Genomic DNA, 26611 nt, shown 5'->3' on the forward strand with positions numbered 1-26611 from the left:
CCACCTACATTGCTTTTCGTGGTGTCAACAACACCAAGGTTTCAGTAGTTCGGTTACTTGATCCAGTCCCTCCGAACAAAGTAGACCAAAAGTTCTTGCTGCTTTCTGCGGTTTTAGAGCTTTGTTTAACAGATGCAATCACGTAGGTTTGACCGTAACGAGCTTTGTTCGCAAAAGTAATCTCACTACTTTGAGTCGAGATCATACCCAAATCGATTTGCTGTACCTTTTTAGTATCTCTTGACTCAATTTTTCGTAACTGGCCAGAAATTCTAAGAAATGCGTATTCATCACTGACTTTAGCGTTAATCATCATATCAACGCCTTCACGCTCCTTATCTCGCGTAACACTGGCAGTCACAACCCCATCACTATTATCACTCGATGTTTCGTATAGGTAAGGCTCCTCTCGCTGCTGTGTGAGCTTTGCCGGTTGATTATTAAGTATTAAAGCCGTGATTGGCGTTTGGGTTGAAACTGTCCCTTGTTTCTCAAGAACCTTAATCAGCGCTTCTGTACCCGTCCATTTATCGGCACCAATAAAGCCAAGTCCATAACCCGCATCCTGAGACACAGTGTTAGTACCAGGCATAAAGAACTGAAGCGTACCATTCGACATATCTTTAACAATGTTCCAGTTTATGCCTCTTTCTGTATCGAGGTTCGATTTAAACTCTAACACTTGGATTTCGAGATAAACTTGCTTAGAGATTTCAGCTTGATAGGCGTTAATCACCTCTTCAATTGTTTGCATTTGATCTGGCGTAGCCGTGACAGAAATACTTGTCATCGATGGCAGTACAGCAACTGCGTTGTTTGCCGCCTCACTACCGCCGAGTACAGCCTTTATACTGTCTGCAATTTCTTGTGTGAAATTGAGGTCTTTATAAGCAACATTGATAAATTGCCCTTCAACTCGAACACCAGAATCTTTAGAAGTACCTTGCGAACCGAGCTGACCAGATACCATTCCTGACGGAATATTAAGTGGAAAGACTCTTGTAACAAATTTGGTCACTTCGAGGCGATCATTTATATATTCGATGCCATAACCAGAAACCCGAGAAATAAGGTTTAAAATGTTTTTCCTTGTGTGTGAATAGTTGAAGCTGATTCGCTTATTTGGATCAACATTCTCAGAGAAGTAAATCGGTACATCGAGCGGATACATAATTTCATCAAGCACTAAAGAAAGTGGCTTTGACTTATAGTTGGTCGTTAACTTCTCATTCATCCAAGAAGTATCACTTTTTGTCTTGCTGATTGGTACAATCTCAACAGGTGGCTTATCAAAGCGCTGAACTTTTTCAGGCTTAACATAGTTTGTGTATTCGCCGATTTGCTGATGTACTTTATCGTTATGCTCTAGATTTTGTTTATATTGTTCCGAAGCACAGCCTGCCAACAAAAGCGCAACAAATATTGTAGTAAAGATATTTTTCATTATTGTTCCTCTTGGATAAATACTTGTCGCGTTGATTCAACAACTCCCGAATAAACCGGATATTCTTCTAACACAGTGGCCAACGCTGTTGAGTAATCATCAAAGCGAGTCAGAAGGTAATAATCAGCGCTAAACTCGTAATCTTTTCCGGCCAGTCGCCAAGAACGTTTGTTGCTTGAATCATCTACCCACACAAGCCCGTAGTTTTCGGCAACTCGTTGTACCACCGTTTTTAAAGAGTTTCCGCTTACGTGAGTAATACGTGCTTCTCCTTCAAAATCGTAGATACCCGCGACACTGTTCTGATCATCGACAATGACGTTGATTGTAAATTTCAATTCGTCCGAGAGTTGCTTGATAGCTTTCTTGAAGTTGTTTGATTTAAAGGTGAGTATTTTTTCACTAACGCTATCAATCGCCTGACTGTGCATAGTGTTCATTGACCAAGCAACGCTTGGATAACCCTCTTCTCTTAGCCAACGTTTGATTGCTGCTTGATAACGCTCACCCTTTCTCACTACAAAAGAGAGCTCATTTTCAGGGGCTATAGTTACCGATACAATTGGCCGTTGTGGTTCGAGAACTTCAGGAGTCTTTGCAATCTGAGTCGGTTTAAACACGGATAAGTCAGCTTCGAGTAAGTTTAGATTCATTAACTCGAAGTACTCCCCTTTTCCAGCATAGTTCTGCTGAGATGAACAACCAAATAACACACCAAACGTCAGAATTAATAACACATGCTTTTTCATCATTTATTACCCTTTCCGAATGTAATCAGACGATGCTTCTTGTCTAATATGATGGTGTTATCTTCACCAATAAGAAGCTGTAGAGCATGAAGAACAGGCATTGTTCTATGCATTTTTGCTACAGCAGGGATTGGTTGACTAAGTATCAAACTTGCTGTTGAAGGTGCGGGATATTCAGTTATGATTTCATACTCTAGTGGTTCTAATATCCACTTTGCGGCTTCATTCACGGTTCTGATTTCTGGCGGGTAAATCGTTCTTACCGCAACATTGATTGTGTCAACTTCTGGCAGTAATCGCGCAGAACTCGCACCAAAACTTGATAAGAGTAAAAGGGGTAAAATTAGCTTTTTCACAAATAATCCTCATAAATGCTTTTCCAAGGTTTAAGATAAATTTCGTCTTCAATAATGACGTTCATACTCTGTCCGGTTCGGATAGTGTTAGTTGGCCGTAACTGCAAATATTTCTGCACCTCTGGAGCTATCTGATCTCGAAGTCCTTCGGAGACCTCCCCCGCATATGAATTATCAGAATTAGCTCCCGAACCATCATAGCTACTGTTGTTTGCAACTAGGGCATATGCCGCAACACCGAGAAATTGCGCCATTAAATGACGGTCAACTTGATCACTTAAACCTGTTAAACCCTGCCTATCTAAACCGCTTGATTTAGTCATATCGATCTTGTTTCCATTGGGTAATATGAGCCACGGAACCGAATAACCCACGTAACTATTTATGACTTCATTAGCTGTACTTAATTTGTAGCTTTTGAAAATCAACTCAGAACCTTTGGGAATGAGAACATATTCATAATCAACATCAAAAATATCTTGAGTGACCATGCCTTTAAACGTTCCCGTTCTATCGCTATCGGCTTTCATAATAGAAATGGCGGGAATTATGGAGCCGATAGGCAACTTCAACATACCCTCTGTTGATGCCTGATAGGTGTTTTCGGACGTATATCCAACAATATCGCTAGGCGGCAAAGAAAAACTGTTTTCTAGGCTAGCTACATCTGTCTGTACGACACTTTGCTCATGTGGTGAGTAGTTCCCCGCCAAAATGTTTTGCTTTAATTGCTCCATCTTCTTCAGGCGTTTAGCAACCATTCTGCGTTGATCTTCAGTGGACAACATTTCATCAGATGTTGAAGTGACAACATCAGTATTCGTCTTGGCCAACGTTGTTGAAGACACGGAAGGGCTTTGTACTGGCTTGAGTGACCAAGCAGCTCGGGAAGAAAGTGCCGCACGTTTATATTCAAGTGCAGCATTTCGTTCTTTCTCACTTTGCACTGACGTACCCGCTATTGCATCAGTAACAACACCTTTTAAATCCTCTTTAACTTGCTGTGTTACAGAAACATCCGATACGTCAACTGCCTTACTACGTTCCTTAACAATTGTTTCAAATGTTTCTTGGGTAACGTCTGTTGGCGCGCTTTCTTGAGTTACTTCGAGTGTTGTAGAGGGAGGGTTTGAATTTGAAGTGTTCTCTTGGCTTATCGAACTCTTCATTTTGTCAGCAAGAATCCATAAAAAAAACATCAAGCATATAACACCAAATGACATCTTAATAAAAAGTGACATCTTCTTTTTATATTCGGGAGACTGTTCATTAGGTGTTAAGTGAGTTTGATTTCTGGATTCTTCGACTTGAGAAGTCTCATTATCCATTAAATGTTACCCTTGGTTGCGTTGTCTCTGCGTTTGACTTCAATTGTTACGTTATCAATTCGCATCGTGAACTTTGGATAAATGCCAGTGACTTTGTAAACACCGTAGGCATCGTCATATTTGGTTGGTGCTATGGCATCTTTGCCCCCAATCACAGTTTCAACACTTAAAATTCCACGGTTGGGATTCGCTAGTCGAATGTAAGTAAACTGGCCGTCATCATAAACATCAGAAACAGTATTGTTTCCTACAAACTCTTTCCCTTCATCCCAAGAATATCTTGTGTAAATTCTAAAGCGGTATTTTCTCAGAGCATCGACTACAGCTTTATTACGCTCAAGCTCGCTACTCTCTTGCAATGAAGCAAGTTCTTTTTCGAGCTCTTTTATGCGTCTTTCATCAACGAACGGTACAGCGGGTTGATTTCGTTGTATCCCAAAACCTTGAATACTGCGTTTTTGCTGATCGTTAAAAAAGGCGTTTGTTGCATCAACAATCAAACACGGTTGATTGCCTTTTGAGTCAGAACGTCTTGCATGTATATCAATCGTGTTGCCGTCATCAGTAAATGCATAAATCATTGTATCTGCACCTTCCGGCAGTTCTGAGTTGGGTTTTAAAACGATTTGATTTGTACCTTCTAGCCCCTCTACATCCCACAAGTGATTGTTTGAAATAACAGGAGCCGTTATCAAATTAGCAGGAAGCTGAATGCGTCCCCCCATACGCAAAGCGCTTTTTATTTCAATAATATTACCCTTCTCATATTTTACTTTTTGGCATACTGCCGCATGAGTTGGGAGAGATAACAACAAAATCGTAATCGTGGCTAGAGCTCTCACTGAATACGCTCCTTATTTAATTCATAGCTTACAATTTCAACCCCAACAGGATTGATTTGTATAATTTCATTAGATTGTTTAGTTACTTCAGTCTTCGGTTTTAAATGCCACTGAACAGTTAAAACGAGTGCTTCAGGTTCATTCTTTTTACCGTTATTAGTGACTGTACGAGTAAAGTAAACATTACTTTTGACCACTTTAATTTTGCTTTCAGGAGATAAGCTCCAATCGACATTATCAAAATGGTCAATATTTCTTACTTTGACTTCTACACGTAACTTGGATTTTTTGAGTTCTTCTTTTTTAGCAATAGCATTAAATCCACGAGGATCTAAAAACTCTTGCTTTAAACTCTCAGACATAAAAACACTGGCTTCACCCCAATCAGAATCTATAGTTTCAGGTGCAACTTTATATCGGCTGATTGCAAATGATTGCAAGGCGCTATCTATTGTTGTTTTGAAATATAGTTGTTCATCTTGTGGCTTGTATTGCTCCACAGTCCAACCGCCATTTCGCTCTAATTTAACGTACAAAATTTCTTTCGTAGTCTGAGCCTGAACAAAAGCGAAGAAGAGCAAAATATATCCAATAATTACCGCAACAACTAAAGAAATACAGAAGAAAAACCACCGATTTCGTTCAGCCCTAAGTTTTGCGTTATCACTGTTTTCTTGCGGAATATTTACGTCCTTAACTTCGTCAGCAATTACACTTTCTTGCATCAATGACCCTTACTTAAAACGATTTATGAGTGAGGCAACACCTTGCATCTTCATAATTTTACTTGCAGCGATACCTGCACCGCGAGTTGCTGCGGCGCTTGGCGAAGCAACATTACTAACGAGATTGGCCGACAAACCTATACTCGATAAGATAAGCAGAATGCCTACAATCATAGTGACTAGCGTATCGGTGAAATCGATGAAGCTAGCGCCGTGAGTGTTTTTGTTTGTCCAATCGCATGAAGCAAAGTCAGCCAGATGGCCACACTGCAAAATTCCCATCGCTTTAAATTGAGCTTGAATACCCAAAGCAGTTAAAACACCCGCAGCCCTCACTACGATCAAAAGCATGATGGAACCGAGAGTGAACTTAACCCACGCATCGAACATGTTTCGAGTCGCCGGATGCATCAACATAGGAACAAACAAAATACTGAGGATTTTTGCTAGTGCGATAGTCCACATCGCCCAAGAGCCAATGAAATACATACACAACTCAAGTACAAATCCAGCTACGTGCCAGAGTATCGCGTAAAGAACGTCACCAACGGTCATATCCCAAAACGATAATTCCGACCCCAACATGAATTTGAGTGAGTGATTAATCCATTTATGCAAGAAGAAAGGATCACTATTACCCGTTCCTAACCTGAGAAATATAAGACCAATTCCGTCAGCTACTTCAATCAGACTATCAATAATTTCAGAGTAACTACCCCAAACAAACAAAGTAAAAAAAACCATAAGTGTTGAATTGATAATTTTTTCAGGTTCAAAACCCAAAATCATAAATCGACCAACTTCTTGAACGTAAACAAGCACTGCCAAAAAGAGCATGAAAATCAGCATAAATTGATGCAATTCAGAGCTTGCATTTATCTGATTTACAAAATCGTTTACCGTGGTTGCAAATGTATTTCTAAAAACCGAACTGGCATCACTCATCGAATTAATCCTTCATCAATTGTAATTCCGTTTTCTTTCGCTTCTTTGAGTCGCTTTAGATTACGTTCCTTCGCTCTCAAAATCGCATTTGAAATACGCTGATCACTCTGGTTTGAGTAACTCATTTCTGAAAGCCTCATTTCATTCTGAAGGTCTATCTGCTCCATGAGAATCTGGTTTTGTTCAACAAGTAGCTGAAGCGTTGCCAGTTCGCTTTGGTCGCCCAAATTTAAGCGTTCCGTATCGATTCTCTCTATATCACTACGAGTTTTAAAGTTTCTTTCGCTGAAATACTGCCGCTGGTTCGCTTTTACGTTGGCATCATTGGCCAACGTATAAGCTTGAGATAAGTCAGGTGGTGTATACCCCAACGCATCATCAGCAAGCTTGTTTAAATCAGCTTGATTGCTGATAGAGCCAAAGCGATTAGTCACTGACTTATTAACTTGCACTTCTTGAGTACCGTTGTACTGCTCGTTCAAGCGTCTTAAATCGCGCTCTAACGCAGGAAAGTCTCGGCGAGCTATCTTATTCTTCAGCCCTTCGACTTGATTCAAGAGAACCTGATATTCTCTCAATGTCTGTTCATACTGCTCTATAAGCTGTAAGAGTTGTTGAGTATTCAATCCAGTTTGATTCAGTATTTGCTCATACTCTTTTAGAATTTGAGTGTATTGAATAACACTCTGCAAAAGACCAGAAATGTCTATTACAGGGAAACCAGTTGAGTAAGATTTAAACGAAATTAATAGAACAAGAACTGAATTAATCAGTTTCTTTTTCATAACAATCACCTCATAGATTCAATCGCTTAATTATTTTTTCAATGGCAATATCTACATCGACTTCAGAATCCAGTATTTCTTTAGCAATTACGGCTTCATGCGGTCTTGATGTAGCAATTACATATTGCTCTGGCTCAACAAACAGATTAATTACTTTCGAAATTCCAACGTCCATTTGTTTAATAAATGCTTGCTGCTTAGGCTTGAGATTCATGATTACATCAATCTCATTGTCACCTAAGAATGGAAAAGCGTGTTTATATTCGGCGGTTTCCATTTCTGGATCTGCCATGAAAATAAAAGTCGTTGCCGCACTTCTCAACGTTGACCATTCATCTAGTGATGAATAGTGTTTAGGGCTCTGAGTCCAAAAACCCATACCGCCCCCATGCTTAAACCAAGTCCTTGCTTTAGCAATTAAAAACTCAGCAGCCCCTTTTTTAGTGAATGTATATTGACATTCGTCTACTTCAAGGAACTTTGCTCTTGTGCGGTATTGGGGATCTTCAAAAAGTCTAACCGCCCTAAAAAAGATTTCTGTGTTTACAAGTTGAGCCAGTTCAGGAGAATCTTTAACGCCTTGGATGTTATAAACAGAATACGGCTTATCAAGAACCCCTACTGCATCATCAACGTTATCGAAGAGATTCCCATACAGCCCACCTTGCCTAAACTTACCAAGCTTTTTCTGGACATTCGGTTTGCACTGGCCAAGCATTGATGAAAATGATTGTAACTCCTTACTTCCCTCCATCGTGATTTGAATTGCGCGCTCTAATTCAATCTGTTCGTCAGAATTTAACGATCTTAAATCTTCTGCATCATTCATCTTCAGCATAAGATTGATAAGCGTCATCATGTGGCGAACAAATTCATCATCTCCTTTTCCACGCGACATACTGAATGGGTTAAACCCTTTCGTTGTCTGTGAATCAGCCAACCGGAAAATGCTTGCATCAGATTGAAAAAAAGCGGCCAAAGGCTCGCTTCCACTATCCACATCCATAGCACAGTACATGCCGCCTAACTTCAAAAAATGGTTGGCAACACATTGCTTTAAGAAAGTTTTACCACTTCGGGTTGCACCAGTGCCAATGATGAGACATTTATCACCCACAAACGGCGTATAATGAAACGGAACACCGTCATTACTTTCGAAAACAAACAGTGCCTCTTCTTTAGACTCTCCAAAATGCCACGTTTTTAGCCCTTCATTACTTCTATAGAACAATGACATTGCGGCAGCCTGTGAAGAGTTCACAGTCATTTTTCTTATGCTGTCGCCCTTATAGCCTAATAACATCGACTCGTAAGCATGTAAAAGCCCAACACTTTCCCAAAGCAAATAAAATTCAGAGTTTTCTAAAACCGATTTAAGACGCTTGACTCGTGCTTTTAAAGCTTCAACGTCTTCATCAAATACGCAAATAAACGAGTACCAATCACCATACTTATCATCATCAGCCGACATTTTGAGCAGTTCTTCTTGTACAGCTTTTAGCTTTGGATTCGCTTGTATGCGTGAATTAACACGTTCATGATTGCTTTCGCCACTAAAAAGATCGAGTACACTCATTTGAGAACGGTATAATTCGTCTTCTTTTTCAGAAACGTACTTACGCTTATCTTGCTTAGAATAAGGGATAAATCGAGTGAAGAATGAATAATTTCCTTTTTCAAGGACAGGTCGAAAATCGCTACTCCATGCAGAATCAGGAACGTATTCATCCCCAACACCACGAACACTAGCAATTCTCAGATAAATCGTTTTAGAACTTTGAATTTTGAGATATGTAACACCCTCAATCACCACCGGACTTACTTCGGCTTCAGAAAGTAAAACATCCCAATTATCAAGCGGTGCTTTACGCCTTACTGAAAGATTATCAGTGTTATAAGTGATCAGTGTTTTTTGTAATTGGAATAAATCACCACTCGATAAACGCTGATTATCTAACGAACGAAAGGAAATACCTAAATCCAAGTTTGAAAGACATTGATCAAGAACATCGATTTTTTCGAGTAAATCTTTTTGCTCAAGAACCATTGACTGACGATATGACATCGCTTGCTTTAGCTTAGATCGCTCATTTTTATCTAAGATAGCTTTGAACATCGTACTGACAAACTCTTTGCCTAAATCGCTGTAGTTTGACAAACCATTGACAGTCACAATCCAAAAGAGCTTAGACTGATACAAGTCTCTTTTGTCGTTTAAAAACTTTGCTCTGCGACTTGATACTAACTCCGCACGTTTGTGTTTGCGTTTTTTGAACTTAATCTCTTCACAATCATAGTGAAAATAGATTTGAGTAATATCTGCTTCAAACGGCATTTTTTGTAAGATATTTCGTAACAAGCGAGTTAGCTTTAATTTGTCTTCAGTGCTGAGTAATTCAGCCTCAACACCACTTAAAGACAATGCACCAAGGATGCTTCCTACATTAGTTAATGCTGAAAATGAATTGGCTTCTGCATACGTCCTAATTTTGGTGTTGAGCGCTGTCATATTAGAAACTTCCTAACCAAGTGATAAATGTACCCAAACTAAATAGTAGAATTGCCCCGATACAGATTCGGAAAAGCCATGCAATGGCCTCACTAGCTTGTTTTGGTGCGAATACCCACAAAGCAATCGCCGCTGATGCGCCAATAAAAACAACAAACAGCGTCCCTGCACCACCCAAGAAATCTACAATTTGTTGGAAAAAGCTCGTAATTTTCCCAAAAAACCCCGTACTGCTTCCCAAACTTACAGAAGCGTGTGAAAGCTGAGAATAACAAGCCAATAAAAGAATATAGCGATAGATTTTCAAAGTGTTTGTCTCCATTGTTTGAAAGGTATTACCCTTTCGTTTTGAATAACCAATATTTTCTTTTTTTCGATAGAATTGGATGTAAAAAATGGAGCTTTTATAGTGCTTAACCACAAAAGCCATGCGTTTATATCATCTTTATGAACCATCCTAAGAGGAACAAATATCACTGATGAATATAAAAAGCCAAATATCACCCCGTAAAAAAGACCAATTTTAGAAATAGCAATACCAATCCCAAAACAAGAAAATAGCGCTCCAAATGCAAAAAGCGGTAAAGGAAGACCAAATATCCCTCCCTTATCTTTAGAACTGGTGTTATTTCTTAACTTTGGATTTCTTTCCAACTCCCCCCCTTAATATTTATCTAACTTAGTAAGACAGAAACTTTTATCTTTAAACCCACTAATTTCATTACAAAATGAATTGCCATCAACAAGCTTGGTGGTTGAGTTAAAAGAATAGGTTTGATAACTAGCATCAGAAGGCTCATTAATTGAAATGGAGTTTTCTAGAGGATAACCAGAATAGGAAAACGACACATTAATAATGCTTTCATTGGCTTTCACTTTGTACAATGAGAGTGTGTAACCTAAATCAATCTGTTTAATTATTGGCTCGTTCTTTTCTGAAAGACCTAAAACAACATGTTTACGGTTTACATCTTTGAGATGAATAGGATCATTGCCATAAGTTAAGAAAATAGATTTTTTAATCACCTCTGAACCTTCTTTTAATTCAAATAAATATGCATTGGGATTTTCAGAGGCAACAAAATCACTTGGCGATACAGTGATATTTGTTTGAGCATACACTGGTGTAATAGTTGATACTATTACTGTTAGTAAACATAAATGAACTTTCATAAGTTGTCCTTGCTTGGTTAATTTCTAATAATAAATATTAGAAATTAACGCTTGTATTACTTTAATATTACCCAAGCAAAGCAATAACCCTGCTCCCGTTAGTAGCGGTAGGGCGTAATTAACGGATAAGACTCCGTTAAGTCTGAGCACTAATTGTTAAAGAGCAAAATTCTATTTACTCGCCTTGCGAGCGATACAATCACCTATTCGATTTAAAGAAGAATATCGTCTGATGTGATCCATCATTCGAAATTTCGCTTCTTTGCGAAGACTGCGGCCTGAACGAAACGCCGAAGTTTGAAAATCTTCGGCATCTTTACCAGTCAAAACCAGAGTCACAGTGATTGATAAATCATCGTTTTCAGTTTTGTTTTCACTCATTTTTTTTGTTTCGTTTTGAACTAAAATGATTTGTAACTGGCGTCAGTTTATTCGGTACTAGCCATCGGTGTTACTACCATTATTTAATAGGCATCAAGTGGAATATTGCTTCACCAATGGCTGTATTTGTTCGTGATATGTAAATCGATCGCAAATCGGATGAAGATGCACAATCGTATTTCGTGCGGATTGCATCCATTTGTTTTCTAATGGCAGGCTCTGAAACGCCCGACATATTCGCTATTTGCTGAATTGCTGTACCATTTGAAAAATGCATTAGTACAAAATATTGCTTTTCTGTTAACTCAGGGAACAAATAGCCAAAGCCACCTTTTGGATTTTGATTCACAAGCATATAACCACCGACTGCTAAAAATTACCTTCAAACTATAGCAAACTTGCTACATAAAAAACAATAATGATATATATAGCAATCGTTTAACATCGTGATGTAAGACAAGTAATTGACTGCAAAGAAATGAAACAAAACGAATCAATAAGAACCGTTTTTTTTGCCATTTTTGATTTGATAAAGCTTGATGTTTTAGCCGGAAGGTCATAAAATTAAGGCAATCCAAGTGATTAAAGTGCATTACCTAGAGCACTTGCTACATAGGTTTTCTATGTAGTGTATTTACACTCGGACTAGAATGTGTCGGCCTCTCAACCCGACTAATAGCATTCGCAAAAAGGCCAACCTATCTCTTGTGGGGTTGGCCTTTTTGTTTTCTGATGATCCTAAAACTAGCAAGTTGATCTTTATAAACTTTTGCTATAAATTGATCCCAACGGTTCGGAGTGAGACCCGACCCCCCCATAAACACAAGAGAAACTAAAATGAAACCTATTCCTATATTTTTTGGCATTATTCCACCTCGAAAGACTGATCATCATCTTTTGACGAGTAGGAAGGTGCCTTGTGAATCATTCTGATCTCGTTCTACTAGAACACCATCAACAGATCGCGCCAAAGGTTTGGCAATCACCATTACCTAAACCTCTGAAATCGCTATTGTCTGTAATATCTACGTTCTACAACGTACAGAGACAATCTGCTGAACCTAGCAGAAAAAAGATTGCTGCAATGTTAGGTGTCTCAGTGAACCATGTGAGCTATCTTGTCGCGTGGGCTGTAAGGTTAGGCGTTTTAGAATCAAAACCTCAATTCGAACGCGTTTCTGATTCTGAAGATGCTCATCACCGTCAAACAACCAACAAATACAGTCTCAATCTAACATTCTTCGGCTTGTACTATAACAAAGCAAAGGTCGCAACGAAGAAACGACTACGCTCACTTGGTTACAGCACCAAAGAGAGCAAGAACACTTTCAAAAAGCCGCAACACGTAGATCAAAAGCGTGTCATCGAGCAAGCTAATGAAACTGAAGAACAGAGACAACAGCAAATAAAAGAATCGGTGGCCACAGCAACAGGTACAGGCTTTAATGTGTTTAAGCACATGAAATCTAGTCTATTTGGTAAGAAACCAGACAAATAACCCTCCTCCTTTTTATCCCAATGGCGTTAGCTCGCCAGGATTTCTCACATCTGAAGAAAATAATCGTTCATAAAACAGACATTCGATTGTTTTCTAATGAAGAAATTCCCCCCGAAAATGGTTTATCAACAAGCTTACACACAGAATTGTGAATAACTCAGCCCCCCCCTACGATTTATCCTAATCCCTCCCCTTACGATCTATATGTAACCTTTAACATAAGTAGATCTAAACATAAGAAAAGATCACCTTTCATTAATCCATTTAGGTTATGTCGCTTTAAGGTATACGTTAACGCTCACTATGGAAAAGTCAGGCACAGCAAGCTGAACCCAACTTTCCCACAGCCGCTGAAAAACTGACGTGCTAGCTATGAAAATGTGCTCCGCACTCAATAAATTTTTTTTGTTTTTTTTTAAGACATTAATCTATTTTCTTGGAAAATTAATGATTTAGTGTTTGAGTTATCTATTTTGAATTGCTATTTTATTTAATAATTAAATTAACAAAATCGCTATAAATTTAAGCAATTGAGGTTGTATGAGTATTAGTCTGGAAGAGTACATAGCGACTCGTTATGGAAGTCATCACGGCGCACAGAAGGACTTTTTAGGAGACAATCCGCACATGGTTAATTCTGAGGTCAGTCGGTGGTGCTCTGCAAATTGGCGTGTCGATCTTACAACTGGAAGTTTATTCAAAGAGTCAAACAAAAAAGTTAACCTTATAGAGCCCAATTTTGATCAAGCCGCTGCAATTAAGCCGGATTACAGCAACAAGGTTTATTATCCGAGCCAACAAGCTTCCCAAAATAAACAAGGCGGTCTGTATGTTAAGGGTATCGCAAATAATGGCTTTCTGACGATTGAAACAGAGTCTGCAAACAATGTGCTTTCGCCTGTGTTCTTCATTGCCTCAGTTTGGAATGATTTGGGTGAAGAACTCTCAGCAACAGAGTTTGAGACCCAAAGAAAACGTTAATCGTTCACATCTTCGCTATTTGGCTAAACAGCCAGAACCCCAAACCCCATTCAAACACTACATTTAGTTATCACTCAGCTGACCTAAACTACTATATATTGTGTTTTTGCCTCGTTGGTTTTTCTGGCCACGCAAACAAGGATTTAGGTAAATCGCTAAGATTTACCTTTTTCCAAAATTCCCCCTCTCGCAAAAGAATTTTATGCCTGACAGCGTTCAATCGCTAAAATGCTCCTATTGTTTATTTCAGCGCATAGTAACTATGAATTTACCCTACCCACTTCAAAGTGCTGTAAACCCGCTTCAGCGGCTTTCTGGTGAGCTTTCTAGCGGTATTGACTGGCACTATCACATCGCGTTTAGAAAAGAGGTGTATGCACAACACCCAGATATTGTATTACCACGTTATTTACTTGCTCCTGAGATCAGGCAGTTGGCCAAGCTTCCAATTCATGCTCAACATAAAATGTTGCTACTGTTACTGTTTAATACCGGAGCCCGAATAAATGAATTGCTCGATCTTACCCCTGAGCGAGTTAAGACATTCCATCAATCCGGTAATCGATTTACCACCATCACATTGAGAACGTTAAAACAGCAACGGCGCGAAGGCAGCGGTAAAGCACCAAAAGATGCTTTTCGTGTTGTCGTACTCTACGACAAGGCATTTGCTGATGAGTTGAATAGTTACATTGTCACATTCTGCCGAAATAAAAAGCACCCTATCTTTCGCTCTGAGATCAAGCAAAATCGTCACACTAGAAGTCGGTCTATTACAGATCAAACGGCGAGGAACTGGCTAGCTATCATCGACCAAGAGGCTAAAAAAGCCGGTATCAACTTACTTATCCCTCTAACACCAAAAGTGTTGAGACATTCGTGTGCTATTCACCTCTTGCTGCATGGGTTCCCATTGCAGCGCATCCAGAAGCAACTTGGCCATTGCCATTTGAAGAACACGAGTATCTATACAGATCTCTTGTTGCTCGATACAGACCTTTCAATAAACATTAAATTCTAGATTTCTATAACTATAGGATTATTGAATCATAGATAAATATAGATATAAATTGCTATAACTATAAAACTATATAGTTTTATAGTTATAGGGTATTGTCTTGCTCTTGGTTTGAGTGTAGTCTATAGCTATATAGTTTTATAGTTATATGCTTTTTTGGGGTTTCTTATGAAAGAGTCAGATTTAACAATGGTTGTGGCTTGGTTTAATGAACGGGGAATGCTTCCTTCTGATGTAAATTATTCAACGGTTAAAGAGGCAATGTTGGCTGTTGGATTGGATTGTTGCTGCGCACTAAGTGAAGATGATTTGACGGATGTTAAGCTTGAAATTCAGCGTGTGAAGGTGGATTTATGCTTCTAAGTAATCAAGATAAGCTGACAAAGATCCGTAATCGTATAAAGCAAATTGACGGTTTTTCCTATGAAAATGAAGAGGAGCTGAAGCTGCTCTATCGTGATGAAGCGGAACTTCTTCGGCCTAAATCACCAAGGGATATTCCTGTTTACGATTATGTGGACTATGTTCCCACCTCTTCATTTGAAATTGGCCACTATATTGAGTGGCGCGGCATAGTTGGCCGTGTTGAGCAGATCGGAATAATCAGAGATGAATTTATATCCATCATGCCTATTTACAGCTTAAAGTGTAGCTATGTGGGTGGTGATTTTGATTTGTACAACAAGCTAACTTCTGCTTCAATGACTCAAAATGGATTCAAAGATTATCTGTTTGAAGTTCATGGGAGTAATTTGTTTTTTTGGAATCGCTGTTTTATTAAAAGCTTATAAATAATAGTAACTTAACTGTTATTCATTTAAATGGTTTATGTATATCTATAGGGTTATATTTATCTAAACTTATAGCTCTATAGGCTTTTATAATTAAATTGTTCTATACCTATATAGGTATAGGGATATAGGTGATTTATGTTAGCTTCGAAAGTGCTCCAAAACCTCTACATTTTAACGGGGGTTGTTGGCCTTGTGACACATGCATTAGGTCGATACTTTGATCACCATTACATGCTCGCAGCTTCAACTGTGATGCTTTGTGCTGCTCTCTTTGTCGTTTGCTACAAGTTGAAGCTACACAAGTTTAAAATGCGTAAAATCATAATTATCTCAGTGGTGTCTGGTGCGTATATCTTTCTCAACGTTTCGCAACTGACACTGCCTTACGTGATGTTTACTTTTGCGTTGGCGTTCGGACTGCTTGCGCTGACACATCTTAAAAACACCAGTACAAAACAGAAGGACTTATAATGTCACAGCACACATTCGAACATGGCCACTATTCAGTGCTATGTGGATTTGATAGACCAATGCAGGGTTTTTTTCTAGTCATAGAAGATGATCGGAACGATGAAGATGTTGCATACTCCAATCTCTATGAAAAGGTTTCGCACCCAACATCATTTGATCCATTTGTTGCAGTTCTGCACCGATTCGGTATTCCAATTCCTGACGGTTTATTGGTGGCACTCGATGAAGATCAGAAAGCCAATAGAGGCAACTCAATAAAAAGTTGGTAAATGATATTACTATATAGCTATATATTTATAGTGTTTTATAGCTATATGTTAATTTCATTTGAGTAAGTTACGATGGTTGAATCAATCAATGAAAATCTAACGGTTAACGTTGAATGCCCTTTTTGCCAAAGGATATTAAAAAACCGCGGATTGAAAATCAGTAGCAAAGCAGAGCTGATCGGGCGTTTCGAGATTCACTGTATCTACTGCAATGCGTTCTTTGATGTGTACTTTGATACGCCGGAGGACTCTTTGACTCAAGAGTGACAACGTGATATAAAATCCGCGAGTATTCACATACTCAGGCTTTGCCAGTTTAACTGGCAAATGCCAGTTAAATTAGTAATTTGAAATATTTTGCTAACTTAACGAAAGGAGTAGCGTCATGGCTGCTAACAACAATCTTTATCTACAAGAAATTTTGGTTGAATTTGAAGGGCAATCTTATTCTTTGAATAGAATTGTTCTTGTTAGTTCTGATTCAGACATTAGACGTAAAACGGGCTTTGTTGGTAATGTTCCAATGAAAATCCAACGGGCGGTTAATACTTCGCTTCCATCTTTATATGATGATGGAATAGTTTTAGATTCATCTGTTGGACTTTTAAAAGTCGTTAAAACGTTAAATGTTCAAATCTAACCAATAATTTTTTATAGCACCCTTTAGGTGTTGCCAGTTTTTAACTGGCAACCGCCAGTTAAAATTTCAGTTTATGTTATTTGGAGTTTTATCATGGTTGCTAACAAAAAACCTTCATTTGATTTCTACCAAGAAATTACCAATCAAATCATTGAAGCACTCGAAGCGGGTGTAAAACCTTGGGTATGCCCTTGGGATCGCACCGTTGTTAATGGTCTTCCATCTAACGCTACAACAGGTAATTTCTACAACGGCTTGAATATCATGCTGCTGTGGATGAGTGCTACAAAGCAAGGCTTTACGTCTTCATCTTGGGTTACAGCAAAACAAGCAAGTGATCTAGGCGGTTGGGTTCGTAAAGGCGAGAAAGGTACTCGCATTTTCTTTTATAAGATGGTGCAAAAAACTGGTAGCGAAGATGAAAATGAAATGTACCCAATGCTTAAAACATTTTATGTTTTCAATACAGAACAGATTGAAAACGTTCAGTTTGAGGTTGCTTCTGAAGAAGTAACTAAAACAGATGTTGAGCGCTTAGAGCACGTAGAAAACTTTATAAGCCGTACTGGTGCTGCAATTACATACAAAGGTCAGCGGGCGTATTTCAGCCCATCTACCGATGAAATTGTTATACCGGAACTGAACCGCTTCAACGAAACAAGTGATCTCTACGCAACTGTGCTGCATGAAATCACTCACTGGACGGGGCATAAATCACGATTAAATCGTGATTTAAAAGGTAAGTTTGGCAGTAAAGACTACGCTTTCGAAGAGCTTGTTGCTGAGTTGGGTTGTTCATTCTTAATGGCGGGATTGGGGATTGTCGGTGAAGTTCAACACGAATCTTATATCGCTAGTTGGTTGAAGGCTTTGAAAGATGATAAACGTTACATTTTCAAAGCTGCATCACTGGCCAGTAAGTCGCATCAGTTCTTGATGGAGTTAGTATCAGAAGATGCTAAATCTAAAAATGTTGCGTAACAATAACCTTTCTATACATCAAATTGCCCTGTGAATTTCACAGGGTTTTTTTTGCTTATCAATATTGACTATATAAATATATAGTTTTATAGTTATATAACTATTTTGTTATAGGGTTGAGAGCATGAAAATTATACACGTATGGAATCCGAAAGGTGGTCAAGGTAAGTCAATGTGTACTATTAACTTGGCAGCAGCAACAATCGAGCTTGGTAAGAAAGTTTTAGTGATTTGCCAAGACCCCCAAGGCACAACTTCTCTCTATGCCAAATACGGCTCGCTTCCATTCGAAGTCGTTTCAACGATTCCAACGGAACGACCAAACGTTGATGTGATTTTCTTTGATCATCAGGCCTCCGATTGGGAAGTACCCAAAGGTGAGCTATTAGTTATGCCACTCAAACCTGCGCGTGACCAATACGCGACCTATAAAGACGCAAGTTTACGAGCAGAGAAGCAGGGTAAACGAATCATTACCATTGTTACTGACGGTAATCAGCACAGACAATCGGAAGTCGATATAACAGAGGCTTTGAAAAAGTGTGGAGCGTTCGTAATTCCGTCCTCTGGCGTGTTTAGTCGCGCATCAGACGATTATGTTTCTATCTTTGATTCTAAGCTCAATCGAGCGTATAAGGTTGCGGATCGCAGAAGAGAATTTTTACAGATAATGACACATATTCTATTAGAGAATGCTAAGGCTAAGTAAGGGGGATGTATGGCAGATTGGTTAGAAGAAGAGAATCAGCGAGCTCAAGCGAATGTTGAAACGGGACAAACTGAAAATTCTGAAGCCCCTAGAATGGTTTTGGTTAAGAGTAAGCGAGTAAAAAAACCACAGCGGAAAACCAGAGGGATTTATGTCCAAGACAAGATCTGGAAAAAATATGATCTAACGGTCTACAAAATGAAAGGCGTTAAATCAGCCCCTGATCTTGCTGAAGAAGCTCTACAATATATCATTGATAAATATGGTAGTGGCAAGAATGGTTGATATTAAACGTGTTCGTTCAAGTACCGTGTACGACTCTCGTTCTGAGAGTCCATTTTATAGTGTGGTTTACAGTAGCGTTACAGAGTATATCAGTGATTTGTTGGATTTATCGAAAGGGGAGAGCTGCCCTCGCTACCGATCCGCTTTGGCCAACATCGAGCGTCACGAAAATTGTGGGGGTACAACGATTAACTTTCAGTTATCGTTGGGCGAAAAAAAAGCTAACCACTAATGGTTAGCTTTATACTCGTAATCGAGTGGTTGCCGTCAATGAATCTATCTCTTACTGAATAACCTGTCAATGAAAAAGCCCTCGATTGGAGGGCTTAATTTATTGGTACTAATGTTTATTTAGAGAACGTATAAGCACATTGAAAAATGGCTTGTTCCATGTTGAGTGTACTCATTCACTCACCTCGTCATTCAATAACTCACTGATTTTGTGAAATTCTGGATGTTGCTCTGCAAAATCCATCAACTTTTTCTCAAGTAATGCAATTCGATCCATTTCTTGAGCATCGTTTTGTCTCCAAGCAGCAAAAGCATAGTAACTAAGAGTAACGAGGGTGATGTAAATTCCCGTTGCTTCACTAGATAGCTTCAAGCTCACTTGGTGATTTTTACTAGTAACAGTTAAGATCTCTGGACAATCAACAGGGTAAAGATACTTCCCCCCGTTATCTAACTCGATGTATTGCCAAAAAGCACCGTAAAAATCAACACAATGCACCTTACAGAAATGAAAGATTGCATCCTGAAACCAGAAGTATTGCTCTGTTATTGAAAGAAAGAAGTTTGTACGTTCTTCGGTAGGTACGATTGATGAAGTAATCATTATGATCACCTTATATGAAGGATTGATTTGTTTGTTATCAATCATCATCTTGGGGCAACCCCTCGACAATGAGAGGTAACAACCCAAGACTTAACAGCCTAAGCTATTGCGTCATATAACTAACTAATTAACATTCATTTTCTAAATAATCTGACCCGAATCTAAAACCTTGTTGAAAGGATCGATATACAGACATATCAAGGGCTTTGATATTGTCTATTACTTCTCCAAGCCAACCATTTTTAGAAGAAAAGCCTGATATAGCTAATGAAAAGCCTAGATCCAATGCCTCAATATCTAATTCAAGATCTTGTGTTGGCAGATTGAATTTTACTTTCGCAGCTTCAATCATTAATTGGAGTTCTAAGTCACAGAATCTAGTTAGCAAAGTAACCATTTTGACCACCTTTAAGGCTTTGTGGATTGACAGGTCTCATCAATCATAATCTTGGGTGGCAACCACTCGATTATGAGAGTTGACGACCCAAGACTACAACGCTCGATGCGTTGTTTTTCAATCATATACTGTCTTGTTCAAAGAAACAATTTAGTGCACTCATTTGTGCAGTTCTGCACAAATAGGGCTCAATGCCGCCCTACAGCTTTGCTTACCCGCTAGACCCTCAATCCCTAAAAACATAGTTTTCAGGCATCGAGCGCCTTGGGTTAAATTTAAAACAGATTTTAGATTGTTCTGATTAAAGTGTACCTAGTGCGAATAATACAGTAGAAAATAATCACCGGTTCGAGTGGCCAAGACCTGTTTTGTGATCTGAAATGAAAGACGGGCAGAATAATTGACTCTTAGACTTTTGCACAAATGCACATGAGTTCTCTAGACCCCTAGGGATTATCTAGAGAGCGATTGTGTAGTTGTGTAAAAGTCGGGTTGGACGCTTTCCCTCATTTGTTCATGGCTGCTTTTACGCGCTTGACGGTTGAACGTCCTTTACCTGTAAATTCTGCTGTTTGGTTGATAGAGCGGCCACGCTCTAAACTGGTTACGATATCTGAGTGCTTTAACAGAAAGTCGTCAGTGCCGACCGTCGTTCCTTTAGGCCGACCAAACTTACCGCTTTCGCGTTGGGTTAGCTCGATGCCACGTTTAGAGGCTGCGAGGCGTTTTTCTTCATACTTCCAACGGCCTGTAACAACGAATCGCTCCGCTTTGTTGAAGGGTTCTAGATTGTTGGTCAGCTTGGTAAATTCCGCTTTCAATCGCTTCAATGATTTGTCATCAAGTACCAGGTATTCTGTGTGTGACCCAATGTTAACTAACTGATTGTTGTAACGATGAAAAACATACTTTTCAACGTGACCACAATTCGCAACTTTGCGCAAAACAGTGCTTTTTATTACGGCCTTACCAGTGGCTTTTTCTAAATCGAGTACCGTTTCTTTCAAGCGTTCCTCTGGCTCTCTCGATGTTCTCCCAACCTTGTGAATAACGCTGTTATCCTCTAGTTGGTACTCAAACAGATACAGTGATGCTTTAAGAATTGCTTGCTGGCGGTGCGCCTCAATTTCGAGCCAAGCTCGATGTTGTGTCCCTTGTTCTATTGCTTCGCGCAACGTGTGGACACGCATTTGTAAGGTATTACGCATCCACTGGCTAAACCCTAGTAGGGGTAAGCTGCCAAGGATGGTTCTAGCGGTATCGGTAAAGATAAGGTTATCTGTCCAGTCGTCACGGCTAAACAGTTCTTGTTGGGCTGTACGTGTAAAGCTATGTAATCCAGACTTCCAATGTTGAAACACGTTTGGCGACTTGCTATCCGCTTGATAGCCGTCCTTTAAAGCGTCGATGATCTCTAATGGATAGTTGAGGTGAAAGTGATGCCATGCGGGGATCTGCGGGATCTCATTCATAGACTCGTTACAAGTCTCGCCGTCATGTCTAAAGTGAGCCGCTTTCGTTTTACCTTTCACCGCGATTAATGAACACTGGCAGAAAGGGCAAGCTAAATCACCCTTGCCTGACTTCTGCGAGTTAATGTGATGAAAGTTGCCTTGTGTATCTTTGCCAAGGCTTAAATATACAGACATATATCACCATACTTTTTTGAACCTAGTTTGATTGTAGTTTATATGGGTTCAATTAAGTGTGCAAATTTTAGCCTTATTTCTAGCAGTCGCGTTTTCCCCAAACCTAATAACACCAGTCAGATACAGTGAGTATGTTAGCAATCGCAGATATGGCATTTTAGTTTGATATATAATGCAACTGTTATATAATCCAAGTGTTATTAACTAAGGGTTTAATATGCGAATTTCTATTGTCCAAATGGTCAATGATTACTATGGCGGTAATCGAGAGGTAGCAGCGAAAGCGGCAGGAATTAAAACCGTTCAGCAGCTAAACAACTTAGTATCTAAAGGTTACGAGGTGGCTAGGCTTGATAATGGTGATTGGGTGATGCTTACAAGCAAAACGAAAATATTTAAAAAGCCTTAAATAACACTTGTGTTATATAACCCAAGTGTTATAGTTGTCTCAAGTTAAGCAAACAACGAGATAGTAGTGATGAAATCAGACAGTGTTACTCGCGTTCTTCAACTCATGGACTCATGCGAAGATGGTCAAGAACGTTATGCAGAGTTTGTGGCTCTAGTGGCTAGTGAAAATAACGTTTCGGTTAAACAACTAGAAACAGAGCTTAATCAGTACATTTAAGGGGCAAAAAAATGACGGAATCACAACCAATTCACAAAATTTTCGCGCAGAAAATTCTAAACAAAAAAGACTTTTTGGCTTCCAATCCGACTTACGTTGGAACTGTAGCCGATATCCGTTTTTATGAGTGTCCAGTGCGTGGGGATGAAAGCCCTTTGATCGCAATTAAAGGCGAGCATTGCGTTTTAACATCTGATTTTGATATGCCTTGCGCTGATGAAATGTTTTAGAGGGGGAATTGTATATGTCTATTAAAAATGGTCAAAAAGTACAGGTTTGCATTGATGGCGAACCAACTAAGAACGCGGAAGTTTTAGAGCGTATCGAGCGTGACTATGGTGTGGTTTATGAGGTTCAACTAGAGGGGGGTAACGAAACAATGATCGTTAACGAATCACAGCTACTATCTGACCTTAAAGCCGTGTTTGTTAAGTCTGATATTTCACAATTGAAAGACGTCCCTATTGGTGAATCAATTGCCGCAAACACATCGTTTAACGTCATGCTAAAGCAAGACAGTGAAGCGTAGAGGGAAAGTATGGGCGACTTTTACGAAAGTGAAAACGAATCAAGCTTGTCAGAGCTACCGCCTAGCGGCTTTACATTTACAAATTCTGAACTGCACAAGGCGGCTAAAGTCATCATCGGTAAAGCTAGAGAATTTTTTGGTTCTACGCCAGTGAGTGCTCATTTATGGGCTTACAGACGTAGTGAGGATGAATACTTATCTTGTGACTTCTTTGTACCAGACAATCTCAAGTTAACAATGCCAATTACCATATCTATCGCAGATGAAGCAGATTTTGAAGTTTGGGACGAACCGATTGTAGTTGATATGACAGAAGCTATTCATTTGTCTGGTCTGCTAATTTCTGCGTTGAATACTCATGTTTTTGTCGGGCGGCATGACAATGAGATTAATGAGTCACTATTGGCTGCTCCTCTCAAAGAGGGTGAAACCAATGGAAGTATTGATTTAGCTTAACTAGGAAAAAACGTGAATATACATAATTTTACAGGTTTTAAGTTTGAGCTTATTCCTAACTGCGCAGAGTCACCAATGATCTTGAAGATTGATGGAACGGCGTGTCTTAGCATTGAATTACCATCGACAGGAGAGTTTCATATTTTTCCTGCTGATGACGTTTCCGATTACCACGTAGTAATGTTCAAAATGAATGGTTCGAAAAACAACCCGCCAGAAGTTAGTTTTCACGTGCTCGCGTCAGAGCTGGAAACATTCAAGAAGACTAGCGTTCTGCCAGTAATCAGTTAAGGAGGGGAAATTACATTGAGCAGAGAAGCATTTGAAGCGGCAATTGATGTTCTCACTGGACAAACAAAGACTAAGCAGCCAAAGCGCCTCTGTGAACTTTGTGAGGGTGAAAAGGCAGTAGGTAAATACTATGTCCATCCTGATGAAAGTGAAAATCATGGATGGTGGCTAGTCTGTTCTTATTGCGCGGATATGGTACATAATGTCGGTGCTAACGTGGAATATTACAAATACTCGCAGGAGTATAAGAATGCTCACACACACGAACGAGACATACTCCCTGAACACGTTAAAACTTGTGATCATGAATTTGAAAAGTGGTCAAACGTTGGTGAGTTTGACAAGTACAAAGAGCAAGTCTTTGACTGGATGCGCTGCACTCATTGTCAGGTGTACGGTAAACGTTTCGGGCTTGGTCAGCATGGCGTCACTGATTTGATGATGGAAATCGACTTAAGTTGCAGTCGTTAAAAGATTTTATAGGGGTAAATATGACCAAGTATGTGACAGTGGTGTATGCCATTGAGAATGAAGAAGCGTTCAAGCCAATTATGCAAGACATTCAAAAGCAAATGTCTGAGTTCGATGTAAACAATCGTCCGGCGGTTGGTATCTGTGCTGCATCTTCAAGCAATGAAATTCAGCGTCTGGAAATGATAGAAGATGCTCTTAACGGTAGTGATGCAGAAATGGCGCAAGACGCCGCGCAATCCATTTTATCTATGGCTCATTTGCCAGAGCTGAATCAAGAAGAAGTTTTATTGGCTTAACGGGGAAATTATGCATTGTTTGCACCCGAATAAAGAAAGCCCGACATGTTGGAGATTGCAGCATAAGTCGTTAGGAGTGCAAGAATATTTTAGCTTTTCAAAATACGGCACTAAAGAAGCTGCTCTACTCGCACTTATCAAGCGTGAAGAAGAGTTATCTAAACGCTTAAAGGCCAAGAGGCTTCGCTCTGAGATTCCCTACAACATGATCTTTGATAAAGATGAAAATCTAAAGGGTACTAGCTTTACTTGTCATCCAGTACGAGGCCAGTTAGTAAAAATGCAAGTTACTGTGAATGGAAAGCAAAAGTCTACTTCGAGAAGAGTAAATAACAACGATCTTATTGATGTGTTCTTGGGACTGGCAAATTGGCGAATGGCTAAGTTAGGTATAGTGCCTTGCCGAGTAATAAAGGCGCAGCTTAGAAGTAGCTTCAAACTCTTTGAGCGAAAGCTACACCACAACAAAATTTATTCAGATAAATAGGGAATCTGTATGCGTACATTTACAGATATTAGCTCAAGAACAAATTGGCGTGTTATAGAGGCAGACGGCCACACAGAAAACGTTACGCGAGAAGGTGCTGCTCACTATCTTCGTGTAGGACGTAAGTTAGGACGCAAATGGCAGCGAACTAACAATGGTTGGATTCTTTTGTAAAAAAGGGGGGAATTTCGCCCTCTTACAAAACCACAATATCTAGTATGCGGTCGCTGATACCGGTACACAACATATAGGAAATAATGAAATGCAAGATGTACAGTTTGACCATATCCAAGTGAACTTAAATCCTCGACCAAATGAGATACACCCACTTGATGAAAAATTTAGAAAACCATTAGCATATTTTGGTCGAATGGCTCAAGAGAAAAAATTCGCTGCAAGCCTGATCGTTAATCTCTATAACAATAATATTGTAGGTGCAGATATGAATAAGCTATCAGCTTATTTGCGTGGTGAAACCTGCAATACCTTGCGTGATGGAATGTATGCACTAATTGAAATCTGTGGACTTATTGAGTCTCATGAAATTTATGGAAGTGAGTTTGTCGAGGGACTTATTGAAGAATGGGACTTTCGTAATAAACGTTCTGACTCGTAGATGGAGTGAAACCGTGACTAATCAAAAGAAAGATTCCAATAGAACACCTGCAAAGATTGGTAAGGTTCTTTTGTCAAAGGACGGCGAAGAGTTTTTTACTATTGATGGTGTTCATTGTGTTGCTGACACAGTAGATCCATTTGCAGAGGATTACCCAGATTCGTCTACTTCTTATGCTTGTTTTGTTGCTGATAAAGCAATCCTGAACATGTGCCGCAATACATCAAAAACCGACAAATCAAAACAGTGAGGAAAAAATTTGTGTTTCCTGAAGAATGCTTTGTATGGAACAGTATAGCCCTAGACCTTTCCATTCACACCGAGGTGTTTGCTTCTTGTGACGGGAACCCTTTTGATGAAGAAGATAAACGCACAAATTGGCGTGTTTGTGCGTGGGAAGAAAGCATTAATGGTGAGCACGCAGGTGCAGTTGTCTTGCATAATTGCCAAGACGGTGAGGAAGCTAGGGCAATAGCTCACAAAGCTAGAGCATTGATACAGAATCTACCGTTTGGAGGTTAACGCTTATTGTTATAAGTATTTAAGTGACGGGGAAGCCTGTGAACAGGTGGTGTACGGGGTAAGAGGCTTAGCGTATGTTTTCGTTTAATTGGGCTTCATACCTCTAAAATAAAAATTAAATACTAGGGAGTTATTATGAATTGTGGTTTTTGTGGGACGCAGGTTAATAATGGATTTACAGTATGTTCAGCCTGTGGAGCTAACTATAGAGTTGACTTGTCGGAAATGTTGGGGGGAGTTATTAGCATAGTTATAGGTTTATTTTCCATTAAAACTATGTTCATAGGAGGTCTGATCTTTATTGGTGTAGGAGTATTTTTAATTAAAGACGGCTCAACAGGAAAATGGTATAGGAAAAATGCTTAATTTAAAACAATGCTAGAAAATAAAAAGCTCACCCCAGAAGAAGTGAGCTTTTTTTACTTGAAAAATGGGGGGTAAAGCGTATGACCATCCGAAAAACTTATAGATAACACGTGACACTTATCTAATTTGTTTTTTAAGTAATAATCAATGCTCTTCTTTTTAAATCCACAGTATATATGTTT

At 39.3% G+C, this 26611-nt stretch carries 41 protein-coding genes; 24 read left to right on the plus strand and 17 right to left on the minus strand.

From position 1 onward, the window contains the following. Positions 1-4 precede the first annotated feature (4 nt). From B9J87_RS09490 to B9J87_RS09550, 14 genes are all read right to left on the minus strand, one after another. Complete coding sequence (locus B9J87_RS09490; RefSeq protein WP_094125917.1) at positions 5-1444, minus strand: type II secretion system protein GspD; 1440 nt, start codon at positions 1442-1444, stop codon at positions 5-7. Further along, positions 1444-2196, minus strand: coding sequence for a hypothetical protein (locus B9J87_RS09495; RefSeq protein ID WP_237666720.1), 753 nt, complete (start codon positions 2194-2196; stop codon positions 1444-1446). The genes B9J87_RS09490 and B9J87_RS09495 overlap by 1 nt, the downstream gene beginning before the upstream one ends. Then, a complete protein-coding gene (locus B9J87_RS09500; RefSeq protein WP_094125916.1) occupies positions 2193-2549 on the minus strand; it encodes a hypothetical protein in 357 nt (118 codons plus the stop codon). Before B9J87_RS09500 ends, B9J87_RS09495 begins: the two co-directional genes overlap by 4 nt. Further along, the gene (locus B9J87_RS09505; RefSeq protein WP_094125915.1) at positions 2546-3877 is read right to left on the minus strand and encodes a TrbI/VirB10 family protein; all 1332 of its coding nucleotides are present in this window, start codon (positions 3875-3877) and stop codon (positions 2546-2548) included. The genes B9J87_RS09500 and B9J87_RS09505 overlap by 4 nt, the downstream gene beginning before the upstream one ends. Beyond that, positions 3877-4719, minus strand: a complete 843-nt coding sequence (locus B9J87_RS09510) for a TrbG/VirB9 family P-type conjugative transfer protein (protein WP_094125914.1) — start codon at positions 4717-4719, stop codon at positions 3877-3879. The genes B9J87_RS09505 and B9J87_RS09510 overlap by 1 nt, the downstream gene beginning before the upstream one ends. Continuing rightward, complete coding sequence (locus tag B9J87_RS09515) at positions 4716-5444, minus strand: VirB8/TrbF family protein (protein WP_094125913.1); 729 nt, start codon at positions 5442-5444, stop codon at positions 4716-4718. Before B9J87_RS09515 ends, B9J87_RS09510 begins: the two co-directional genes overlap by 4 nt. Before the next feature lie 9 nt (positions 5445-5453). Next, positions 5454-6389 (minus strand): type IV secretion system protein, encoded by a 936-nt coding sequence (locus B9J87_RS09520; RefSeq protein WP_094125912.1) that lies wholly within the window; start codon positions 6387-6389, stop codon positions 5454-5456. Next, complete coding sequence (locus tag B9J87_RS09525) at positions 6386-7174, minus strand: hypothetical protein (protein WP_094125911.1); 789 nt, start codon at positions 7172-7174, stop codon at positions 6386-6388. Before B9J87_RS09525 ends, B9J87_RS09520 begins: the two co-directional genes overlap by 4 nt. Before the next feature lie 10 nt (positions 7175-7184). After that, positions 7185-9683, minus strand: coding sequence for a VirB4 family type IV secretion system protein (locus B9J87_RS09530; protein ID WP_094125910.1), 2499 nt, complete (start codon positions 9681-9683; stop codon positions 7185-7187). A 1-nt stretch (position 9684) separates the two neighbouring features. After that, positions 9685-9990 (minus strand): hypothetical protein, encoded by a 306-nt coding sequence (locus B9J87_RS09535; RefSeq protein WP_094125960.1) that lies wholly within the window; start codon positions 9988-9990, stop codon positions 9685-9687. Beyond that, positions 9987-10337: a hypothetical protein gene (locus B9J87_RS17635; protein WP_141138084.1), complete on the minus strand. Its 351-nt coding sequence runs from the start codon at positions 10335-10337 to the stop codon at positions 9987-9989. Before B9J87_RS17635 ends, B9J87_RS09535 begins: the two co-directional genes overlap by 4 nt. A 9-nt stretch (positions 10338-10346) precedes the next feature. Beyond that, positions 10347-10856, minus strand: a complete 510-nt coding sequence (locus B9J87_RS09540; RefSeq protein WP_094125909.1) for a hypothetical protein — start codon at positions 10854-10856, stop codon at positions 10347-10349. Between the two features lie 171 nt (positions 10857-11027). Beyond that, entirely contained in the window at positions 11028-11237 is a 210-nt protein-coding gene (locus tag B9J87_RS09545) for a TraY domain-containing protein (RefSeq protein ID WP_094125908.1), read from the minus strand. A gap of 79 nt (positions 11238-11316) precedes the next feature. Then, entirely contained in the window at positions 11317-11592 is a 276-nt protein-coding gene (locus B9J87_RS09550; protein ID WP_042990188.1) for a helix-turn-helix transcriptional regulator, read from the minus strand. Positions 11593-12156: 564 nt separating this feature from the next. On the opposite strand from B9J87_RS09550, the gene B9J87_RS09555 reads away from it, so the two are divergent. The 11 genes from B9J87_RS09555 (at position 12157) to B9J87_RS09610 (ending at position 18883) form a co-directional block, all read left to right on the plus strand. Then, the gene (locus tag B9J87_RS09555) at positions 12157-12735 is read left to right on the plus strand and encodes a hypothetical protein (protein WP_141138083.1); all 579 of its coding nucleotides are present in this window, start codon (positions 12157-12159) and stop codon (positions 12733-12735) included. A 540-nt stretch (positions 12736-13275) separates the two neighbouring features. After that, positions 13276-13716: a hypothetical protein gene (locus B9J87_RS09560; RefSeq protein ID WP_094150448.1), complete on the plus strand. Its 441-nt coding sequence runs from the start codon at positions 13276-13278 to the stop codon at positions 13714-13716. A gap of 262 nt (positions 13717-13978) precedes the next feature. Beyond that, positions 13979-14737, plus strand: coding sequence for a tyrosine-type recombinase/integrase (locus B9J87_RS09565; protein ID WP_161439655.1), 759 nt, complete (start codon positions 13979-13981; stop codon positions 14735-14737). A 165-nt stretch (positions 14738-14902) separates the two neighbouring features. Next, positions 14903-15097, plus strand: coding sequence for a hypothetical protein (locus B9J87_RS09570; protein ID WP_094143520.1), 195 nt, complete (start codon positions 14903-14905; stop codon positions 15095-15097). Next, on the plus strand, positions 15088-15525 hold the full coding sequence (locus B9J87_RS09575; RefSeq protein ID WP_094143522.1) for a hypothetical protein: 438 nt from the start codon (positions 15088-15090) through the stop codon (positions 15523-15525). The genes B9J87_RS09570 and B9J87_RS09575 overlap by 10 nt, the downstream gene beginning before the upstream one ends. A 138-nt stretch (positions 15526-15663) precedes the next feature. After that, a complete protein-coding gene (locus B9J87_RS09580) occupies positions 15664-15999 on the plus strand; it encodes a hypothetical protein (protein ID WP_094125959.1) in 336 nt (111 codons plus the stop codon). Next, positions 15999-16268, plus strand: coding sequence for a hypothetical protein (locus B9J87_RS09585; protein ID WP_042990195.1), 270 nt, complete (start codon positions 15999-16001; stop codon positions 16266-16268). The genes B9J87_RS09580 and B9J87_RS09585 overlap by 1 nt, the downstream gene beginning before the upstream one ends. A 385-nt stretch (positions 16269-16653) precedes the next feature. Beyond that, the gene (locus B9J87_RS09595; RefSeq protein ID WP_094125958.1) at positions 16654-16908 is read left to right on the plus strand and encodes a hypothetical protein; all 255 of its coding nucleotides are present in this window, start codon (positions 16654-16656) and stop codon (positions 16906-16908) included. Positions 16909-17001: 93 nt separating this feature from the next. Then, positions 17002-17889 carry an ArdC family protein gene (locus B9J87_RS09600; RefSeq protein ID WP_094125957.1) on the plus strand — a complete coding sequence of 296 codons (888 nt, stop codon included), beginning with the start codon at positions 17002-17004 and terminating at the stop codon, positions 17887-17889. A 124-nt stretch (positions 17890-18013) separates the two neighbouring features. After that, a complete protein-coding gene (locus tag B9J87_RS09605; RefSeq protein WP_094125956.1) occupies positions 18014-18598 on the plus strand; it encodes a ParA family protein in 585 nt (194 codons plus the stop codon). A gap of 9 nt (positions 18599-18607) precedes the next feature. Continuing rightward, complete coding sequence (locus tag B9J87_RS09610; protein WP_094125955.1) at positions 18608-18883, plus strand: hypothetical protein; 276 nt, start codon at positions 18608-18610, stop codon at positions 18881-18883. Between the two features lie 403 nt (positions 18884-19286). Here the strand turns inward: B9J87_RS09610 and B9J87_RS09620 are convergent, their stop codons facing one another. The 3 genes from B9J87_RS09620 to B9J87_RS09630 all read right to left on the minus strand — a co-directional run bounded on the left by B9J87_RS09620 (position 19287) and on the right by B9J87_RS09630 (position 21764). Next, positions 19287-19766, minus strand: a complete 480-nt coding sequence (locus tag B9J87_RS09620) for an antirestriction protein (RefSeq protein ID WP_094125953.1) — start codon at positions 19764-19766, stop codon at positions 19287-19289. A gap of 79 nt (positions 19767-19845) precedes the next feature. After that, entirely contained in the window at positions 19846-20115 is a 270-nt protein-coding gene (locus B9J87_RS09625) for a hypothetical protein (protein WP_094125952.1), read from the minus strand. A 506-nt stretch (positions 20116-20621) separates the two neighbouring features. Further along, entirely contained in the window at positions 20622-21764 is a 1143-nt protein-coding gene (locus tag B9J87_RS09630) for a GIY-YIG nuclease family protein (RefSeq protein ID WP_094125951.1), read from the minus strand. Between the two features lie 217 nt (positions 21765-21981). Here B9J87_RS09630 and B9J87_RS09635 point away from each other — a divergent pair, with 217 nt between their 5' ends. The 13 genes from B9J87_RS09635 to B9J87_RS09690 all read left to right on the plus strand — a co-directional run bounded on the left by B9J87_RS09635 (position 21982) and on the right by B9J87_RS09690 (position 26429). Further along, complete coding sequence (locus B9J87_RS09635; RefSeq protein ID WP_094125950.1) at positions 21982-22173, plus strand: hypothetical protein; 192 nt, start codon at positions 21982-21984, stop codon at positions 22171-22173. 69 nt (positions 22174-22242) lie between these two features. Continuing rightward, the gene (locus tag B9J87_RS17760; RefSeq protein WP_161439656.1) at positions 22243-22392 is read left to right on the plus strand and encodes a hypothetical protein; all 150 of its coding nucleotides are present in this window, start codon (positions 22243-22245) and stop codon (positions 22390-22392) included. A gap of 11 nt (positions 22393-22403) precedes the next feature. Then, a complete protein-coding gene (locus tag B9J87_RS09640) occupies positions 22404-22622 on the plus strand; it encodes a hypothetical protein (RefSeq protein ID WP_094125949.1) in 219 nt (72 codons plus the stop codon). 14 nt (positions 22623-22636) lie between these two features. After that, positions 22637-22921: a hypothetical protein gene (locus tag B9J87_RS09645; RefSeq protein ID WP_094125948.1), complete on the plus strand. Its 285-nt coding sequence runs from the start codon at positions 22637-22639 to the stop codon at positions 22919-22921. Positions 22922-22930: 9 nt separating this feature from the next. Further along, positions 22931-23377 carry a hypothetical protein gene (locus B9J87_RS09650; protein WP_094125947.1) on the plus strand — a complete coding sequence of 149 codons (447 nt, stop codon included), beginning with the start codon at positions 22931-22933 and terminating at the stop codon, positions 23375-23377. Between the two features lie 12 nt (positions 23378-23389). Then, positions 23390-23668 (plus strand): hypothetical protein, encoded by a 279-nt coding sequence (locus tag B9J87_RS09655; RefSeq protein WP_094125946.1) that lies wholly within the window; start codon positions 23390-23392, stop codon positions 23666-23668. Positions 23669-23683: 15 nt separating this feature from the next. Beyond that, the gene (locus tag B9J87_RS09660; RefSeq protein ID WP_094125945.1) at positions 23684-24139 is read left to right on the plus strand and encodes a hypothetical protein; all 456 of its coding nucleotides are present in this window, start codon (positions 23684-23686) and stop codon (positions 24137-24139) included. A 20-nt stretch (positions 24140-24159) separates the two neighbouring features. Continuing rightward, on the plus strand, positions 24160-24438 hold the full coding sequence (locus B9J87_RS09665) for a hypothetical protein (RefSeq protein WP_094125944.1): 279 nt from the start codon (positions 24160-24162) through the stop codon (positions 24436-24438). Between the two features lie 10 nt (positions 24439-24448). After that, positions 24449-24925 carry a hypothetical protein gene (locus B9J87_RS09670; RefSeq protein WP_094150450.1) on the plus strand — a complete coding sequence of 159 codons (477 nt, stop codon included), beginning with the start codon at positions 24449-24451 and terminating at the stop codon, positions 24923-24925. A 262-nt stretch (positions 24926-25187) separates the two neighbouring features. Continuing rightward, positions 25188-25541 (plus strand): hypothetical protein, encoded by a 354-nt coding sequence (locus tag B9J87_RS09675; RefSeq protein WP_094125942.1) that lies wholly within the window; start codon positions 25188-25190, stop codon positions 25539-25541. A gap of 13 nt (positions 25542-25554) precedes the next feature. Next, on the plus strand, positions 25555-25791 hold the full coding sequence (locus B9J87_RS09680; protein WP_094125941.1) for a hypothetical protein: 237 nt from the start codon (positions 25555-25557) through the stop codon (positions 25789-25791). An 11-nt stretch (positions 25792-25802) separates the two neighbouring features. Next, positions 25803-26063 (plus strand): hypothetical protein, encoded by a 261-nt coding sequence (locus B9J87_RS09685; protein WP_094125940.1) that lies wholly within the window; start codon positions 25803-25805, stop codon positions 26061-26063. A gap of 135 nt (positions 26064-26198) precedes the next feature. Beyond that, positions 26199-26429: a hypothetical protein gene (locus B9J87_RS09690; RefSeq protein ID WP_094125939.1), complete on the plus strand. Its 231-nt coding sequence runs from the start codon at positions 26199-26201 to the stop codon at positions 26427-26429. The last annotated feature ends 182 nt before the right edge of the window (positions 26430-26611 follow it).

It is taken from the genome of Vibrio sp. V19_P1S1T109, assembly GCF_002241375.1.
Classification (GTDB): domain Bacteria; phylum Pseudomonadota; class Gammaproteobacteria; order Enterobacterales; family Vibrionaceae; genus Vibrio; species Vibrio anguillarum.

Coding starts and splice junctions, on each gene's coding strand:
- B9J87_RS09540 (WP_094125909.1), bottom strand. CDS start 10,856: ATGAAAGTTCATTTATGTTTACTAACAGTAATAGTATCAACTATTACA.
- B9J87_RS09545 (WP_094125908.1), bottom strand. CDS start 11,237: ATGAGTGAAAACAAAACTGAAAACGATGATTTATCAATCACTGTGACT.
- B9J87_RS09620 (WP_094125953.1), bottom strand. CDS start 19,766: ATGATGATTGATAACAAACAAATCAATCCTTCATATAAGGTGATCATA.
- B9J87_RS09625 (WP_094125952.1), bottom strand. CDS start 20,115: ATGGTTACTTTGCTAACTAGATTCTGTGACTTAGAACTCCAATTAATG.
- B9J87_RS17760 (WP_161439656.1), top strand. CDS start 22,243: ATGAAATCAGACAGTGTTACTCGCGTTCTTCAACTCATGGACTCATGC.
- B9J87_RS09670 (WP_094150450.1), top strand. CDS start 24,449: ATGCATTGTTTGCACCCGAATAAAGAAAGCCCGACATGTTGGAGATTG.
- B9J87_RS09505 (WP_094125915.1), bottom strand. CDS start 3,877: ATGGATAATGAGACTTCTCAAGTCGAAGAATCCAGAAATCAAACTCAC.
- B9J87_RS09650 (WP_094125947.1), top strand. CDS start 22,931: ATGGGCGACTTTTACGAAAGTGAAAACGAATCAAGCTTGTCAGAGCTA.
- B9J87_RS09530 (WP_094125910.1), bottom strand. CDS start 9,683: ATGACAGCGCTCAACACCAAAATTAGGACGTATGCAGAAGCCAATTCA.
- B9J87_RS09560 (WP_094150448.1), top strand. CDS start 13,276: ATGAGTATTAGTCTGGAAGAGTACATAGCGACTCGTTATGGAAGTCAT.
- B9J87_RS09520 (WP_094125912.1), bottom strand. CDS start 6,389: ATGAGTGATGCCAGTTCGGTTTTTAGAAATACATTTGCAACCACGGTA.
- B9J87_RS09515 (WP_094125913.1), bottom strand. CDS start 5,444: ATGCAAGAAAGTGTAATTGCTGACGAAGTTAAGGACGTAAATATTCCG.
- B9J87_RS09580 (WP_094125959.1), top strand. CDS start 15,664: ATGTTAGCTTCGAAAGTGCTCCAAAACCTCTACATTTTAACGGGGGTT.
- B9J87_RS09645 (WP_094125948.1), top strand. CDS start 22,637: ATGTCTATTAAAAATGGTCAAAAAGTACAGGTTTGCATTGATGGCGAA.
- B9J87_RS09640 (WP_094125949.1), top strand. CDS start 22,404: ATGACGGAATCACAACCAATTCACAAAATTTTCGCGCAGAAAATTCTA.
- B9J87_RS09570 (WP_094143520.1), top strand. CDS start 14,903: ATGAAAGAGTCAGATTTAACAATGGTTGTGGCTTGGTTTAATGAACGG.
- B9J87_RS09630 (WP_094125951.1), bottom strand. CDS start 21,764: ATGTCTGTATATTTAAGCCTTGGCAAAGATACACAAGGCAACTTTCAT.
- B9J87_RS09490 (WP_094125917.1), bottom strand. CDS start 1,444: ATGAAAAATATCTTTACTACAATATTTGTTGCGCTTTTGTTGGCAGGC.
- B9J87_RS09610 (WP_094125955.1), top strand. CDS start 18,608: ATGGCAGATTGGTTAGAAGAAGAGAATCAGCGAGCTCAAGCGAATGTT.
- B9J87_RS09575 (WP_094143522.1), top strand. CDS start 15,088: ATGCTTCTAAGTAATCAAGATAAGCTGACAAAGATCCGTAATCGTATA.
- B9J87_RS09565 (WP_161439655.1), top strand. CDS start 13,979: ATGAATTTACCCTACCCACTTCAAAGTGCTGTAAACCCGCTTCAGCGG.
- B9J87_RS09605 (WP_094125956.1), top strand. CDS start 18,014: ATGAAAATTATACACGTATGGAATCCGAAAGGTGGTCAAGGTAAGTCA.
- B9J87_RS09675 (WP_094125942.1), top strand. CDS start 25,188: ATGCAAGATGTACAGTTTGACCATATCCAAGTGAACTTAAATCCTCGA.
- B9J87_RS09585 (WP_042990195.1), top strand. CDS start 15,999: ATGTCACAGCACACATTCGAACATGGCCACTATTCAGTGCTATGTGGA.
- B9J87_RS09495 (WP_237666720.1), bottom strand. CDS start 2,196: ATGATGAAAAAGCATGTGTTATTAATTCTGACGTTTGGTGTGTTATTT.
- B9J87_RS09665 (WP_094125944.1), top strand. CDS start 24,160: ATGACCAAGTATGTGACAGTGGTGTATGCCATTGAGAATGAAGAAGCG.
- B9J87_RS09635 (WP_094125950.1), top strand. CDS start 21,982: ATGCGAATTTCTATTGTCCAAATGGTCAATGATTACTATGGCGGTAAT.
- B9J87_RS09595 (WP_094125958.1), top strand. CDS start 16,654: ATGGCTGCTAACAACAATCTTTATCTACAAGAAATTTTGGTTGAATTT.
- B9J87_RS09525 (WP_094125911.1), bottom strand. CDS start 7,174: ATGAAAAAGAAACTGATTAATTCAGTTCTTGTTCTATTAATTTCGTTT.
- B9J87_RS09690 (WP_094125939.1), top strand. CDS start 26,199: ATGAATTGTGGTTTTTGTGGGACGCAGGTTAATAATGGATTTACAGTA.
- B9J87_RS09600 (WP_094125957.1), top strand. CDS start 17,002: ATGGTTGCTAACAAAAAACCTTCATTTGATTTCTACCAAGAAATTACC.
- B9J87_RS09550 (WP_042990188.1), bottom strand. CDS start 11,592: ATGCTTGTGAATCAAAATCCAAAAGGTGGCTTTGGCTATTTGTTCCCT.